A 14,185-nucleotide genomic window follows, 5' to 3' on the forward strand; every position below is an offset into this window, starting at 1 on the left:
GCGCCTCCAAAAAGAATGTTCGCGCGAGCCCAACCCGCGCATTTAATTTATCTAAAAAATTAAAGCTTCTCAAACCTTGTCTTCAGCTTATCCATTACGCCTGGCAGAGTTGTATATTCCATATCCTCTGCAGAAAGTCTGTGCGGTTCGAACGGGCCGTGCCTGCGCATATATGTTGCAATAATGTTTGCTTCTTTGCGCGCCTCGTCAAAAGAAATGTCCTTTAGCATGTCAACGGGACCCTCAAGCGTTCCGTTTGCAAGCTGAAATCCTGCGCAAATAACTCTTGGCGGCCCGTCAAATCTTGACGGCGTTGCCTGTTCAAAAGAGACGGGCATAAGCGGTCCGTTGTGAGATCCTCTCATCCACCCTGCAACAAGATGCGGGAATGAAAATGGCTCAAGTATCTCGCCTACTGCCGGGAAACCAGACTGTCCACGAACAATAAGAACCGGATCGTCTTTTCCTATATATTTTCCAGCCATGAGGTTTAGTCGATCTGTTGAAGTTACTGCTGCAATCTCGTTGTCAGAATTTCTGGTGATTGACTTTATTGCATATCGTCCGACCTGTCCAATTAATGCCAATAAATCATATATTTCTTCAGGAGCCTTTAGCCTGACTTTTTTATGGTCTATCACATCATGCACTTCAAAAGTGAATCCGCCGTGGCATGCAGGATCTATTACAAGGCCTGCGGTGTTGAATGGATCTGCAAACATCTTGTAAAGCGGAAGATTCCATGCGCCAGGTTCTGTTTTGTCAGCCATGAAGACAAATACGGGCTCTGATTTTCTTTCTTCAAAGCACATTTCAGCAGAACCGGGACCCATGCCTTTAATGTTCCCGGAGAATGTGTCCTTTAGCAAGTCCTGGCCTGCTCCGTAAAGCTTGAGCTTTTTTGCAACTTCGGTGCAGTTGACAAATGTGTCCCATGCAAGCTTGTGTATTTTGGGGTCGTCGATAAAGCCCGTATGGGTCATTATTAATTCAAGATCATCTCCGCAGTGAAGCACTGAAAAATCAATAAGCACACCGGCGTTTTTTGCCTTCTGCAGATCTTCGCGCGCAGTAGCCATGATTTTTGGATGCATTCCGGAATGTCCCGGATATCCGCCAACATCTGCTTTTATTATGGATAGTGTTACTTTCATAGAATTACCTTTTGAAATTAGTTCCTTTTTTCCTTCGGCAGAGTCATTAAATCCGTAGTGGTTTGAGTCGAAGGTAATGCATTATTTTTTCTTTTTCCCTTATTTTTCTATGAGCTCATAATATGCTGTCCTGTTTTTTAGTTTAATCGTTATTTTTCCTTCGCGCGCAAGCCAGCCAAGCGCGCCGATAACATCAGTTGTCTTTAATTTTGCCTTCCGCGACAGCTCAAGGACATTCAGCGTACCATCTGTTTTCAGCGTACTCCAGACTTTACCAGCGCTTGCGCCAAAATATTCACTACTGTCCACAAAACTACTTTCATCTGCCATAGTCATAACTATTGTTGTATTAAGTATATATAATTTCTGTTGAGTCTCTGCATAGCTATTGATTTTAAGAAAATGTTATTATATTTAATCGCACATTTTTGAGATGGTGTTATTTGGCGATTAAATAGATTGTGATTTCAAGCGCACTGTTCTTGAATTCACATTATTTTACAGTCCATCCGCCATCAACAAAAATTGTCTGGCCGGTCATATAGCTCGAGTCATCTGATGCAAGAAATACTGCTGCCTTTGCTATTTCTTCAGGCTTTCCGGCGCGGCCCATTGGAATTGACGCAAGCAGGCCGTCCCTTGTTTTTTTATCTGCAAGAAGATCTTTTGTCATGTCGGTTTCTATCACGCCAGGGCCTATTCCGTTAACTGCAAGGTCTGGTGCAAGCTCAAGTGCAAGTTCTCTTGTAAGTTCAATTACGCCGCCCTTTGATGCGCAATAGGGTGCAAGTTGAGCAAATCCGACCACACCCGCAATTGATGAAATGTTGATGATTTTTCCGCCTTTTTTCATCACTTTTGCAGCTGCCTGGGAACAGAAGAATGTGCCTTTAAGGTCAACAGAAACGGTTTCGTTCCACTCCTTTTCAGTTATTTTCACAAGCGGTTCAAAATGCACCACACCTGCGTTGTTTACGAGTATGTCGATTTTTTTGAATTTTTTCATTGCTGCACTAAATAATGATTTTACATCTTTTGAAGAAGAAACATCTCCGGCAGCCGCAATTGCAACCCCTCCCGCTTTTTTTATCTCCTTTGTAACGCTTTCTGCATGGTCCGCATGGAGGCTATTAACAACAATTTTCGCGCCTTCTTTTGCAAATGCCAAAGCAATAGCCCTGCCGATTCCGCGCCCTGCGCCAGTGATAATAGCAACTTTATTCTTTAATTTCATAAGAGTTCCAGAATATATTGTCTGCGCGCGTATATATATGTTTAGCAATTACATTGTTCTTACCATAATGCTGTTACTTTTTTCAGCTATGAAGCCAATTGTTTTTCCAACACAAGTATATGATTCACGTCTTTTAGGACTTTCGTAATCAGGTTCGGTCTCATCAATAAGTTCTTTAATCGGCCTGCCGTTTAATTGCACTGTATCAATTATGTCCTGGACACTTACAGAAATTCGCATATTTTTTGGAGTGTTTTTGAAATTGATATGTATTTCACATCGGTTTCTCACCATGCTTACAGATAAGTCAAAGCAAGTGTTTCCCAGTTTCTTGTTTTTGCGCTCCATGAATTTCCAGAATGCCGGCAGTTTTAAATCAATGTTGATTATATCTTTTTCCAAGGATATTCCGAAAAGATATGCATCTATTGCATGGACGAAAAGCGCGGCGCTCCAGAGCTGCATCCCGCAGCCAATCAACTCTCCTGTTTCTGAATTCAGGCATTCGGACATTCCTCCAAGTGTGTGCCTTTTTGAATCCGCGGCCATTGCCTTAAGACAAGAAACCCCCTCATTTATTTTTCCATACTTAAGAAATGCGCAAGCGCCAATTGCAGAAGTCAGGTCCCAACTTGCGCCTTCATGGTATTTTGCAGGCCCATAGGATTTATCAGATTTTGAAAGCGTTGCAATGCCGTATGGCCCAAGCAGCTCTTTTTTTGCGGTTTCAAGAATAACCTCTGCATCAATATCGTTTAGCTGTTCGAACATTAGTGGCATCAGCGCGTTTGATGTGATTCTTGCGCTTACAAAATCACCGCCGGTATCGTTAAGGTATTTTGTTTCTTTGTTCAAGAAATCGTGAAGTATTATGCGCATTTTGCTTGCTGTTTTTGGTGTGCGCTTCTTTAGCGCCTCAATCCAAAGCGATTGTATCTCTATTGCAGTGCCATCACGCGAAAGAGAATCCATCCAAGTCTCTTCGGTTTTGTGCTTTGCAAAGCCATCTTTTAAGCAAAGCGAGTTTTTAGACTTTTCGATGTTTTGGGAGAAGTCTTCTTCAGCTTCATAGTCGCCGCTTTGTTTGATGTAGTAGTCAAGCGCGCAAATAAACAGCGCATCAACATCTGCAGCATAGTATTTTGCAGAAGAATCGAGATTTATGAGGCAGGGTATCCGATCTTTCTGGAATTTTGCGAATGTTGCAAGTATTTCCTTTGCTGCGGCAAATTCGCCCAGATCCACAAGGCCATAGATGCTCCAGAAGGTGTCCCGACCCCAGAATTCAAGAAACCAGGGATACCCGGCAAAAAAACCCTTTCCGAAAGCGCTTTCATGTATGAGGCCATTCACGTTTGATGCGCTGAACGCAAAAGCATCGTTCAATTCTTTGTCCGGAGTGATAATTTCCGAATGCGTGTGGCCGTGGGATGAGTGCTTCAACAGATGTGAATGCTGCGCGTCATGAAAGCATATTTCATAATTGTGCGCAATGTTCTCTTTATCCGAGATTGCGCCTGCAAATACAAACGGCAGGATACACTCTTCATTCGGCTTAAGCTCCAGCGTAACTTTGTAGCTTCCTGGAATAAAGCATCTTTGCAATTCGCCGCCGGGAGAATGTTCTCTATAAACGCCGTTTTTTGAAAATTCAACAAATGCCTTTTTTTCAATCTTTCCGAGGCCGAATGCAGCGCAAATCCCGCATGATTTCATGATTACTGCATTTGTTTTTTTGACAAAATTCGTTTCATATTCTCTTTTGTGAAAATTCTCGAATTTAGTCCGCATATTTGCCGCAGCTTCAAGTTCGATGCAGACGCTTTTTTTGGCGTTTTCCGTATTTTTCAGATTCAGCTGTATTACTGCAGTCGGCATTTTTCTTTGCACAAAAGTTATTTCGCGCACATCGATTCCGCCGATGGAAAATGAATGCTCTGCAGTTTCTTTTTCAAGGGAGAACTTGGACGCATTTTCAGGCGAAAGCCATGTTTCATTCACTTTGAAAGCAAAATATTCGAACAGCTTGTATGGCGGCGCCCATATGCCGCACCACTTTGTCCGAAAGCCGGTGTCGGCGTACCTGTAGAGAAATGCTCGGGTGCCGGAAAGAGTGTAAGACTTATTCTGCATCTCGTTTTTTTGGACAGTTATTTTTGCATTAGGCATTTTTACCAAATCATTATATAGTGCCGAGTGTATATAAAATTACATTGGGTTCTGGTATGATTTTCGAAGTTTCTTTTGAAGTCGCAAATAAGGTTGGCGGAATATATGCAGTGCTGTCATCAAAAGCCGCTCAGATGGTCCAGCATTACGGCAATGATTACTGTACAATCGGATACTACGATGCTAACGCGGCAAAAACAGAGTTTGAGGAAACCGCAAACGAGAGTTTTGCAGGTGTATTCACTGCTCTTGAAAAAGAGGGTGTAAAATGCCGATTCGGCCGCTGGATGGTGCCGGGATATCCAAACTGCATTCTTGTTGATGCATCGGGCCTTAAGCCTCACGCAAACGAGATAAAGCGAAAGCTTTGGGATGATTACAAAATTGATTCTTTGCGCGCTGATGCGTGGTTTGACGACCCGCTTGTCTGGAGCTGGGGTTGCGGTATGCTTCTTGAGAAAATCCATAACATACAAAAAACGAAAAAACCAGTCGCCCATTTCCATGAGTGGCTTGCAGGAATCGCTATGCTTTATGTGAAAAAAGCGGGCGCGCATTATGCAACAGTATTCACAACCCATGCCACAATGCTTGGAAGGACATTGGCGAATTTTGAGGGTGATATCCACGAGGAAATACGGGATGGCATCGCGGCAAGAAAAACAGTTGACCTGAAAAAAGCGTATGATTGTGGTATGGAATCGAAGCATCTGACAGAGGTTGCATGCGCCAAAAACTGCGACGTTCTAACAGTTGTTTCCGATAACCTTGCTGAGGAGGCGCAATATATACTTGGAAGGCATCCGGATATAGTGCTTCCAAATGGCTTAGACATGAGCCGGTTTGCATCAATGGAAACACTTTCTTATCTTCATAAGAGATATAAGGACAAAATCATTGAATTCCTGCAGGGATATTTTGAGCCATATTATGCAATCAATACAGAGGATCCGCGAATAATTTTTACATCAGGCAGGTACGAGTTCAAAAACAAGGGGTATGACACGATGATAGACGCGCTCGCAAAGCTAAACACGCGCCTCAAAAACGAAGGGAGCAAAAACGATGTGTTTGCTTTCATATTTGTTCCGTCAGATATAAACGGCGAGAATCTTGATGTTTTAAAGAACATTTCGATGTTTCATACAATTGAAGACTATGTGACAGAAATACTTCCGCATGTAAAAGAAAAAATAATTCATTCGCTTATTTCCGGCAATTTTGATCGCACTATGGAGGAGTGCAACATTCTCGACTCTGCCGAGGCATCGGATATGAAAAAGCTTTCAATCGCGTTCCGCACAAAAGGCGGGCAGTGCCCCCCTCTTTCGGCATTTCAGCTGAAGTACCCCGAAGAAGACGATGCCATCTTAAAGAGCCTTCGCGCGCAAGGCCTTCTAAACCGCAAAGAGGATAGGGTAAAAGTGATATTTTATCCGACATATATTTCAAAGGCAGACCGCCTGCTTGCACTTGATTATTTCACATTGATGATTGGCTGCAGCATCGGCGTTTTTCCGTCATATTACGAGTCGTGGGGATATACCCCTCTTGAAACCGCGGCAAGCGGCACTATTTCAATAACAACCGATGCTGCCGGATACGGTCAGTTCATAAGAGAAAAAAACAAAGGCCCTGAAAGCGGAATATTTGTCCTTTCGCGCCTGCATAAATCAATTCCTGAATGCGTGGAAGAGCTCAATCAACTGCTTTACAAACTGGTCAACATGTCAAAGGAAGAAATAATTTTTCAGAAGAATCGCGCAAAAGAGCTGTCGGGGTTGGCGGATTGGAAGACTCTTGCAAAGAACTATTTTAAGGCGCATGATATGGCAATTGGCAGGCACAGTTAAATAAGTATGCGCCACACATTTAGCAAGCAGCCGAAAATACATTGTTGTCATATGTCAGGTAAAAATTTGTAAAGTCATTTATTTCTTGGTCAGGGCTATCAGGATCTTGAACTGAAATTATCAAGAGCTTTTCGGGATCAAGGTCGGGAATCGAGGCACGGCCTTCCAGATACTCTTCTTCAGTTAGGTTTACATCCGTTATGATGGTTCCCGTTTCGTTATCGATTCGAACAGTTGTTCCTGTGATTTTTTCATATTCATCCACATCTGCATAGAGGTATGTCAACGTCTGGCCGCTGCTTTCATCAATTATGCTTTCTTGGCCCGTGATTTTTACTCTGACAAAATAGTTTGAATCCCCGATTTTTGTCATTTGTATTGCGCACCCTCCGCCACTATCCCCGCCGCTCAGGCCGCCGCCGGCATTTACAAGTATTCTGTCCTTATCCTTTCCTTCGCTTTTGAGTTTTGTTATAGTCCTGTCAATTATCTCATTCTGCATTTTTATCTTATTTTCGTCTGGAGTAGTTACTCCGTTGACTGCATTATTGCCCAGCGCTATCTTTTCAAGCGCAGGAATTATTCCGCCGCATCCATTGATGAACGCGCCCGCTAATAAGAAGATAATAAAAAGGCCTGCTAAATAGTATTTCCTGTTTTTTGGATTATGTTTCTTTGCGATTAAGTTCACCTTTCATATTTGCGGCAACCTCTTCAGGTATTGTTGATATTACTGCTTCTTCGTGGAATATTTCCATAAATCCCTTGTCAGTTGAATAGTTCGCGCGCATTTCAGGGCGCATCCCGATGCGTGCATGCAGTGTGTAGTGCTTGCTTTTTTCATCAAGAGGCGCGCCAAATAGTGACATATTTGCGCTTCTTGCGCCAAGCGCGTATAGCGCGTTTAAAATGCCTGAGATCTCTTTTGCCACAGTCTTTATATCCGATTCTGACAAGTCCATAACGGTTGTTTTTTTCAGGAATGTTCCGATTACTTCGTTTGCAAGGACAGGGGAAAAAGCAGCCAGCCATACAGCATTTTTGTTAGACTTTACTAGGCGTATTTTGTCGGTTTTTGCAAGCTCTTCGAAATAGTTCTTGCCGGTTTTTTTGAAATATTTTTTGCTTTTCAGATATGACTGCTCTTCATATGTGCTTGGTTTCGAGTCGCAGACGATTTGAAGGTGCGGATGTATTATTGAAGCCGCTGCAGGGGGCATGAAATTCATGTTTATTGACGCGTGTTTTACTTTTTTATCGCTGGCATAAACGGCCTTTATGTATTTTATAGATGCAGTTAGCGCATCCTCTAAGTTTTTTGCAGTTATTTCATTCAATCCGGCGCCGTGATTTTCAGAAAGCGTACACACTGCATGGTATTTTGCAAAAGGAAACAGATTCGGAAATATTATTGCGCCACCGGATTTCAAGCGCTTCCCAATTTTCAATTTTTTAGGAAATTCAGGGGTTTTTCTCTCGACATTCGCCTTGCAGAAAAAGCAGGTGTCGCAGCTTTTTGGAACTGCTTCCCCGGAATCGCCTTTGTTTTGTGCCTGATGCGTGCGCTTTGCGCGGTTTATATTTATGCGAGACCACCTTCCGACAAGAGGGTCCTGCCTGTATTCGATTGTTTGCATTTCTTCGGCAAAATTATTCAGAGGGTTGTTAAGAACTGTTTTCTCCTTGAAAGAATTGAATTTTATCATCGAATTTATTTGAACGCGGCGGCTTATATCTTTTGTTTCTTGAGGCTGCCAAAAGCCGCGACGATTCCTATCCAGAGGATTATCGAGTATATGAGAAGTACTTTTGACGGCGGCATGAATGCGAGAAGCAATCCCGCGATTAACGGCGATATGATTGAAAGAAGCGCGCTGTGCGCATAGTAAAATCCCATCAATTCGGTCCTGTGGCGGTTTTTTATATGATTTATTTCTATCACCCCCCTCATAGGCCCGTTTATCGCTTCACCGACTGCGAATAAGCTTGCGAAAATGAAAAACATCGATAGAGTGTCTGAAAAAGCGAGCGCAATAGAAGCTATGCCAAGGATCATGTATCCGATTTTTGCGCCTTTCAAATATCCTTTTTTATCAATGTAATGCCCTGCAAGCGGAAGCACAAACATGGCCACAATTCCCATGGCAGCAAAGACACTTCCGGTCGCAGTATTGCTTTTTGCAATCGCAAAAATCGCGAGCGGAAATAAAATCGGCTTTATTGACCAATAAAGCCCGAACGCGCTCTGGAGTATGAAATGAAATATTAGGGCGGGGTCTTTCAGGATATATCTTTCTGAAAATAAAATATCTCGTTTTTCTAACACGATTTTTTTAGACGATGTTTTCGCATGATTTTTGTAGCCAATTACAAGAGCAATTACGGCAGCAGCTGTTAATATGCCAATAAATGCGACAGCATAATACGGTGCCTTTAATCCATATATGTCTGCAGTAATGCCTCCGACAAATGCTCCGGCGCTTCCCATTATTGCTGCAGCGGCATAAGATATTCCAAGAAGCTTTCCGCGAGACTTGTTATTTGCAAGCGTGTCCTGCAGCATTGAAGAAATTGGCGGTCCGATAGCCGCACCGGCAAACGCCGCAACCACTCCGAATGTCATGTATTGGAATATATTTGACGAATGGACATAAAGCAATGGAGAAATAATTGCCAGCAGCGCGCCAGTAATTATGAACCTGCGTTTTCCATATTTGTAGGAGAGCCTACCGATAATTAATGAGAATATTCCGCCGAACGCCGCAGCTAAAGAATATCTTGCTCCGATTAGCGCGGTATTTGACGTAAGTGTTTCAAGAAAGCGCACCTCTATAGGAGAAAGTACAGAACCCGCAGCAACACTTAATGCAGTGGCAAGCGTTATCAGCGCAAATATTTTAAGCGTGTTTTTTCTTTTCATAACCCGTCATCAATCTTTCAGAAGATTCATTATGGCATCTTTCGGCGTCTTTGACTGGGTGATGTGCGAAGCAAGAAGAACGCCTACAGCGCCAAGTTCCATTGCTTTGTCAACGTCAAGCTTGTCTTTTACGCCCGCGCCGACAAGGACTTCAGTTACTGCGCTTACAGAGCGCACTTTTTTCACAGTGTCACTTATTATCGCAGGGTTTGCGCGCGAAACAGAAACATCCCCGCCTATAAGCTCCGGCGGCTCCACTGCAACGTAATCGGGCATAAATGCCGCAACAGCCTTTGCCTGGAGAGCATTTCCAGCGCAGACTATGGTTCTTAATCCGAGCATCTTTGCTTTTGCAATAGCCTTTTCGATTTCTTTTAGCTCAAGCGTTTTTTCGGAGTGGTTTATCAGAGTGCCCTTTGCTCCGGCGGCCTTTACTGTTTCTGCAAGAGTCGCACCGGTATGCGCCCCGAAGTCAGAAGAGTCAATATGCTCTGCAAAGACATCGATGTCGCATTCTTCAGAAACGCGGTATATGTCCGCAGCCTGCACAGCCACGATTATCTTGATTTTTTCTTTTTCAGAAATATCTGCGGCAGTTTTTGCCAGCCACATAGCATTCTGTCCTGTTGCAGACTCATACGCTTTGAAATTTATCACGATTAAGGGCTTCATCTTGAAACTATGGGATTTGAACTATATATAATTATCCAGAAATCGACCACTGTGCAGAGACTAAACAAACTTATTTATACCGCTAACCACAATATATGAACATCCAATAGCAAAGCCTATTGTTGATCAATATAATCGCACGCAGTGGGGAGTATGAACAATCTGGATATCAATCAAAAAGTAATAAGCAATATTGTAAAGCAGCTGCGTATTAATCCCATTGATGCGATGCAAAGGAAAAAGCCAAAGAATGTGCTTCTTATTTCTGCAGATTATCTTCCTAAAGACGTCTCGAATGTTGCGCTCCAGTGCAAGAGCCTTGCAGACGGTTTGGTTGACCGCGGTGTTAATGTTCATGTAGTTAGCGTTGACGACTGGAAGGCAGGACAGACTGTTGAAATGGGTGCAGTCAAAGTGCATTATGTCGGAAACACCATCAAAGCATATTCTCCGCTGACCTGGGCGCTCACAATCGGAATGGATATCTGCAGGGTTGCTGCAGACATATATCATAGCGAAGGCAATATCGACTTGATACACGCGCATGACTGGATGATGTTTCCTGTAGGGCTAAATCTTCAGACTGCGCTTAAGCGGCCGCTTATAGTCAATTATTATTCGCTTCAGGATCACCGCGCTCCGGGCGTAATGAACGGCTATACTGAGGCTGTAAAACAGATAGAATGGCGAGGCAGCGCAGAATCAAGGCGCATACTCGTCAATGAAGATTGGATGAAGCGCGAGCTGATAAACTATTATTCTCCGCCAAAGAACAAGGTCAATGTCATAGGCCCGAAAGGCGATGGTTGGACAAAGGACATTGTGCGCGATTATTCATGGGTTATGAAGAACTGGTGGGGAGATGAACAAGTAACAGCAGACATAAAACGCTAATGAGGACGGTGATTCTGAAAATCATCTCATTTCGTTCGTTCGAAGCTATTTCGAGACATACTCGAAAAAGCCGAGAGCCCGAGCGAACGGATTTCATTTTTTCAAAGCATAAGAGGACTCAAAAATGAAAATCATCTCGTTAAAACTCGAAGCTTTTCATTTTGCGTATGCAATTGGTGAAACAAAATGAAAATACTGCATTTATCATGGGAGTATCCGCCATACAAGGTCGGCGGCCTGGCTACTCATGTCGAGGAACTGACGCGCGCACAGGTAAAGCAAGGGCATGAGCCGATTGTTGCCACATGCGCGTTTGAGGGAAAAGAAGGCTATGAAAATGTCGAAGGAGTCCATGTTTTCCGCTTTGATGCAGACCGAATTCCTGCAGAAGATTTTCCGTCATGGGCTCTTCAGATGAACAGCCTTATGCAGAATCAAGCATCTCAGGTGATGTCCGAATTTAGGGATATTTCATTGATACACACTCATGACTGGCTCTCTGCAACTTCTGCAATTGCCCTAAAGCATATTTACAGGATTCCTCTTGTTTCGACAATCCATTCGCTTGAAGTCGGAAGGCGCGGCGGAATATACGATGACCGCCAGAAGCTGATAAATGATCTTGAAGGAAGAATGGTCTTTGAATCCTGGCGCGTTCTGGCCTGCTCTGAATATATGAAGCGAAGCGTCAGCTCGCAATTTTCAGTTCCGTGGGATAAAATTGAGGTTATACCAAACGGAGTAAACACAGAGAGATTCAAAGCTCCTGAGAATTATTTGCAGGAAAAAAGCCGATATGCTCTAACGCATGAAAAAATCGTATTTTTTGTCGGCAGGCATGTGTGGGAAAAAGGCGTTGATGTTCTTATCGGTGCAGTTCCTGAAGTTCTCCGGAAATGTCCTGATGCGAAATTCGTGATAAGCGGCAAAGGATATATGACTGACAAATGCAAGAAGCTGGCATGGGATTTCGGGGTTGCTAACAAGGTTCTATTTACAGAATATGTTGACGACAAAACGCTGAATCTGCTGTACCATATAGCTGATGTCGTTGTTTGCCCGTCAAGATATGAGCCTTTTGGAATAGTTCCTCTTGAGGCAATGGCCTGCAATACTCCCGTAATAATTTCAGATACCGGTGGGCTTAATGAAATCATCGAGCATGAGCGCGACGGCTTAAAAGTTGCTGCGAACAATTCGGAATCACTGGCATACAGTATAACACGAATTCTCAAAGATCCGCAGCTTGTAGAATTTATGAGAAAGAATATGCCTGAAAAAATCAAAAATGTTTATGATTGGAACAAGATTTCTGAAAAAACAACAGCAGTTTATAATCAGGTTATTTCAGAATATCAAAAAAACAATTGGAAGCCAAGAGATTCTTCGGCGCCAGCCATAAATACATAATGGCTTTTAAACTATTCAAATACAGTATGCTTTAATTAGTTATTAACTAAGAGGTCAAGCGAATGTCTTCAATATGCTTTTATTTTCAAGTTCATCAGCCGCGAAGAATCAAGCCCGGGCATGCTATAGATACTTCTGGAATAAAGACTCCGCAGGCGTTTGAGCAGGCAATTTTTGATGATGGCAAAAATCTTGAAATACTGAAAAAAGTTTCTTCGAAATGTTATTATCCTGCGACAAATCTTCTTTTGGGCTTAATTGATGAATTTAAGGGCCAGAAGCGCAAATTCAAAATATCTTATTCTCTTTCAGGAGTTTTTCTTGACGCTTTGGAAAAGTATGACAAGAATCTTCTTGAGCTTTTCAAACAGATCGCAAAGACAAAATGCGGGGAGTTCCTTAATGAGACGTACTATCATTCGCTTTCAAGCTTTTGGGGTGCGGGAACCGGGCGAGAGGAATTCAAAGAGCAGGTGAAGATGCATGGGGAGTGTATACGCAGCCTTCTGGGCTACAAGGCAACGGCTTTCAGGAACACCGAGCTTCTCTACAATAATCTTATTGCGAAAACAGTCGAAGAAATGGGCTATAAAGTGATGCTTACAGAAGGCATTGAAAGAATACTGGAAGGGTGGAAGTCGCCCGAGCACATATATACCCCGCCTGAAAACATATCAAAAATTAAGGTGCTCTTGAGGAATTACCGATTAAGCGATGATATATCTTATAGGTTCTCAGCGCAATGGTCAGGTTCATGGCCACTTACTGCAGATAAATACGCCACTTGGCTTTCAGCATGTCAGGGCGAGACAATTAATTTATTCATGGATTATGAAACTTTCGGTGAGCACCAATGGCATGATACGGGAATATTTAATTTTATGAGGTATCTTCCGCAAGAAGCCCTCAAATACCCCCATATAGACTTTGCAACGCCAAGCGAAGTTGCAAACAGATATCCAGCGCGCGGAACAATCGATGTCAACGAGTTCTCGACGATTTCATGGGCTGATCTTGAGCGCGATGCATCTGCATGGCTTGGAAACGGTATGCAGAGATTTATTTTTTCAGAGCTTGAGCGGGTCGGAAAGCTTGTCCAGCAGTCGAAAGACCAAAAACTTATAAGCGTCTGGAGAAACCTCCAGACTTCGGATCATCTTTATTACTGTTGCACAAAACACTGGGCTGACGGCGATGTCCATAAATATTTCTCGCCATACGGGACGCCGCAGAACGCCTTTGAGGGCCTTGTTAAATCGATCACTCATCTTGAATATATTGCAAAACAGGCAATAAAGGCGGGCAACAAAAAAGCGTTTTTAAAAGAATCGCGGATTGAAGTTCCGGAATTCGCGTCAGCTCCTCACCCATACCAAGAAAGTCTCAACACATCATTATAAATGAGCCTGGGCAATATTTCTTAATGCTTGAAATTCAGGTCGTTCCGCAGAAGACGAAAAAATTCCTGCGCGCGGTGATATTTTTAAAGGATGCCGGGATTGATGTTGATGCTGATGTTTCTGTTTCTTTTCAGCTGCCTGGCGGAAAAGAGATGATTTTTCTTCCGGAATCAAGCGACGCGCCAAATTACATTTATCCGGAAAGCACATCGCGTTTTGTGCACCGTATAGAAAAAGGGATATATCTTCTGCACTCAAGAAACCGCGCGCTTTTTTCGGCAAAAAAGATTGCAGTTAATGTTTTGTACAAACGCGAAAAAATTTGCATGTCTTTTGTGATTTAGTCCGAGCGCCGCAAGAACCCTGCCCGCTTTAGCGGGCGGATGAATTGCGTCACCAGCTTCTAAGCGCTCGGAATTCAAGAATCATTAGATTTTTCTTCTAGAAAACCTAAGAATAGGGCAGGGAACGAACCTTGC

General features: G+C 43.1%; 13 protein-coding genes. 5 read left to right on the forward strand and 8 right to left on the reverse strand.

Annotated features, from left to right (window positions below):
* Positions 1–59: 59 nt before the first annotated feature.
* From KKB09_01505 to KKB09_01520, 4 genes are all read right to left on the reverse strand, one after another.
* Complete coding sequence (locus KKB09_01505; protein MBU4299870.1) at positions 60–1,154, reverse strand: fructose-1,6-bisphosphatase; 1,095 nt, start codon at positions 1,152–1,154, stop codon at positions 60–62.
* Between the two features lie 99 nt (positions 1,155–1,253).
* A complete protein-coding gene (locus KKB09_01510) occupies positions 1,254–1,484 on the reverse strand; it encodes a winged helix-turn-helix domain-containing protein (GenBank protein ID MBU4299871.1) in 231 nt (76 codons plus the stop codon).
* Positions 1,485–1,647: 163 nt separating this feature from the next.
* Positions 1,648–2,388: a 3-oxoacyl-ACP reductase FabG gene (locus tag KKB09_01515; protein MBU4299872.1), complete on the reverse strand. Its 741-nt coding sequence runs from the start codon at positions 2,386–2,388 to the stop codon at positions 1,648–1,650.
* A 48-nt stretch (positions 2,389–2,436) separates the two neighbouring features.
* On the reverse strand, positions 2,437–4,566 hold the full coding sequence (locus KKB09_01520) for a hypothetical protein (protein ID MBU4299873.1): 2,130 nt from the start codon (positions 4,564–4,566) through the stop codon (positions 2,437–2,439).
* 47 nt (positions 4,567–4,613) lie between these two features.
* On the opposite strand from KKB09_01520, the gene KKB09_01525 reads away from it, so the two are divergent.
* Positions 4,614–6,410 (forward strand): glycogen/starch synthase, encoded by a 1,797-nt coding sequence (locus KKB09_01525; protein MBU4299874.1) that lies wholly within the window; start codon positions 4,614–4,616, stop codon positions 6,408–6,410.
* Between the two features lie 19 nt (positions 6,411–6,429).
* Here the strand turns inward: KKB09_01525 and KKB09_01530 are convergent, their stop codons facing one another.
* From KKB09_01530 to tpiA, 4 genes are read right to left on the reverse strand one after another with little or no spacing between them, the layout of a single operon-like run.
* Positions 6,430–7,101 (reverse strand): hypothetical protein, encoded by a 672-nt coding sequence (locus KKB09_01530; protein ID MBU4299875.1) that lies wholly within the window; start codon positions 7,099–7,101, stop codon positions 6,430–6,432.
* Positions 7,076–8,116, reverse strand: a complete 1,041-nt coding sequence (locus tag KKB09_01535; GenBank protein MBU4299876.1) for a hypothetical protein — start codon at positions 8,114–8,116, stop codon at positions 7,076–7,078. Before KKB09_01535 ends, KKB09_01530 begins: the two co-directional genes overlap by 26 nt.
* Positions 8,117–8,139: 23 nt before the next feature.
* Positions 8,140–9,330 carry an MFS transporter gene (locus tag KKB09_01540; GenBank protein ID MBU4299877.1) on the reverse strand — a complete coding sequence of 397 codons (1,191 nt, stop codon included), beginning with the start codon at positions 9,328–9,330 and terminating at the stop codon, positions 8,140–8,142.
* 9 nt (positions 9,331–9,339) lie between these two features.
* Positions 9,340–10,002 carry a triose-phosphate isomerase gene (tpiA, locus tag KKB09_01545; protein MBU4299878.1) on the reverse strand — a complete coding sequence of 221 codons (663 nt, stop codon included), beginning with the start codon at positions 10,000–10,002 and terminating at the stop codon, positions 9,340–9,342.
* A gap of 153 nt (positions 10,003–10,155) precedes the next feature.
* Here tpiA and KKB09_01550 point away from each other — a divergent pair, with 153 nt between their 5' ends.
* The 4 genes from KKB09_01550 (at position 10,156) to KKB09_01565 (ending at position 14,050) form a co-directional block, all read left to right on the forward strand.
* Positions 10,156–10,896 carry a glycosyltransferase gene (locus KKB09_01550; protein ID MBU4299879.1) on the forward strand — a complete coding sequence of 247 codons (741 nt, stop codon included), beginning with the start codon at positions 10,156–10,158 and terminating at the stop codon, positions 10,894–10,896.
* Positions 10,897–11,082: 186 nt separating this feature from the next.
* Entirely contained in the window at positions 11,083–12,306 is a 1,224-nt protein-coding gene (locus KKB09_01555) for a glycosyltransferase family 4 protein (GenBank protein MBU4299880.1), read from the forward strand.
* A gap of 62 nt (positions 12,307–12,368) precedes the next feature.
* Positions 12,369–13,706, forward strand: coding sequence for a glycoside hydrolase family 57 protein (locus tag KKB09_01560; GenBank protein ID MBU4299881.1), 1,338 nt, complete (start codon positions 12,369–12,371; stop codon positions 13,704–13,706).
* Positions 13,707–13,729: 23 nt separating this feature from the next.
* The gene (locus KKB09_01565; protein ID MBU4299882.1) at positions 13,730–14,050 is read left to right on the forward strand and encodes a hypothetical protein; all 321 of its coding nucleotides are present in this window, start codon (positions 13,730–13,732) and stop codon (positions 14,048–14,050) included.
* The last annotated feature ends 135 nt before the right edge of the window (positions 14,051–14,185 follow it).

This window comes from Nanoarchaeota archaeon (assembly GCA_018897155.1).
Lineage (GTDB): Archaea > EX4484-52 > EX4484-52 > EX4484-52 > LFW-46 > LFW-46.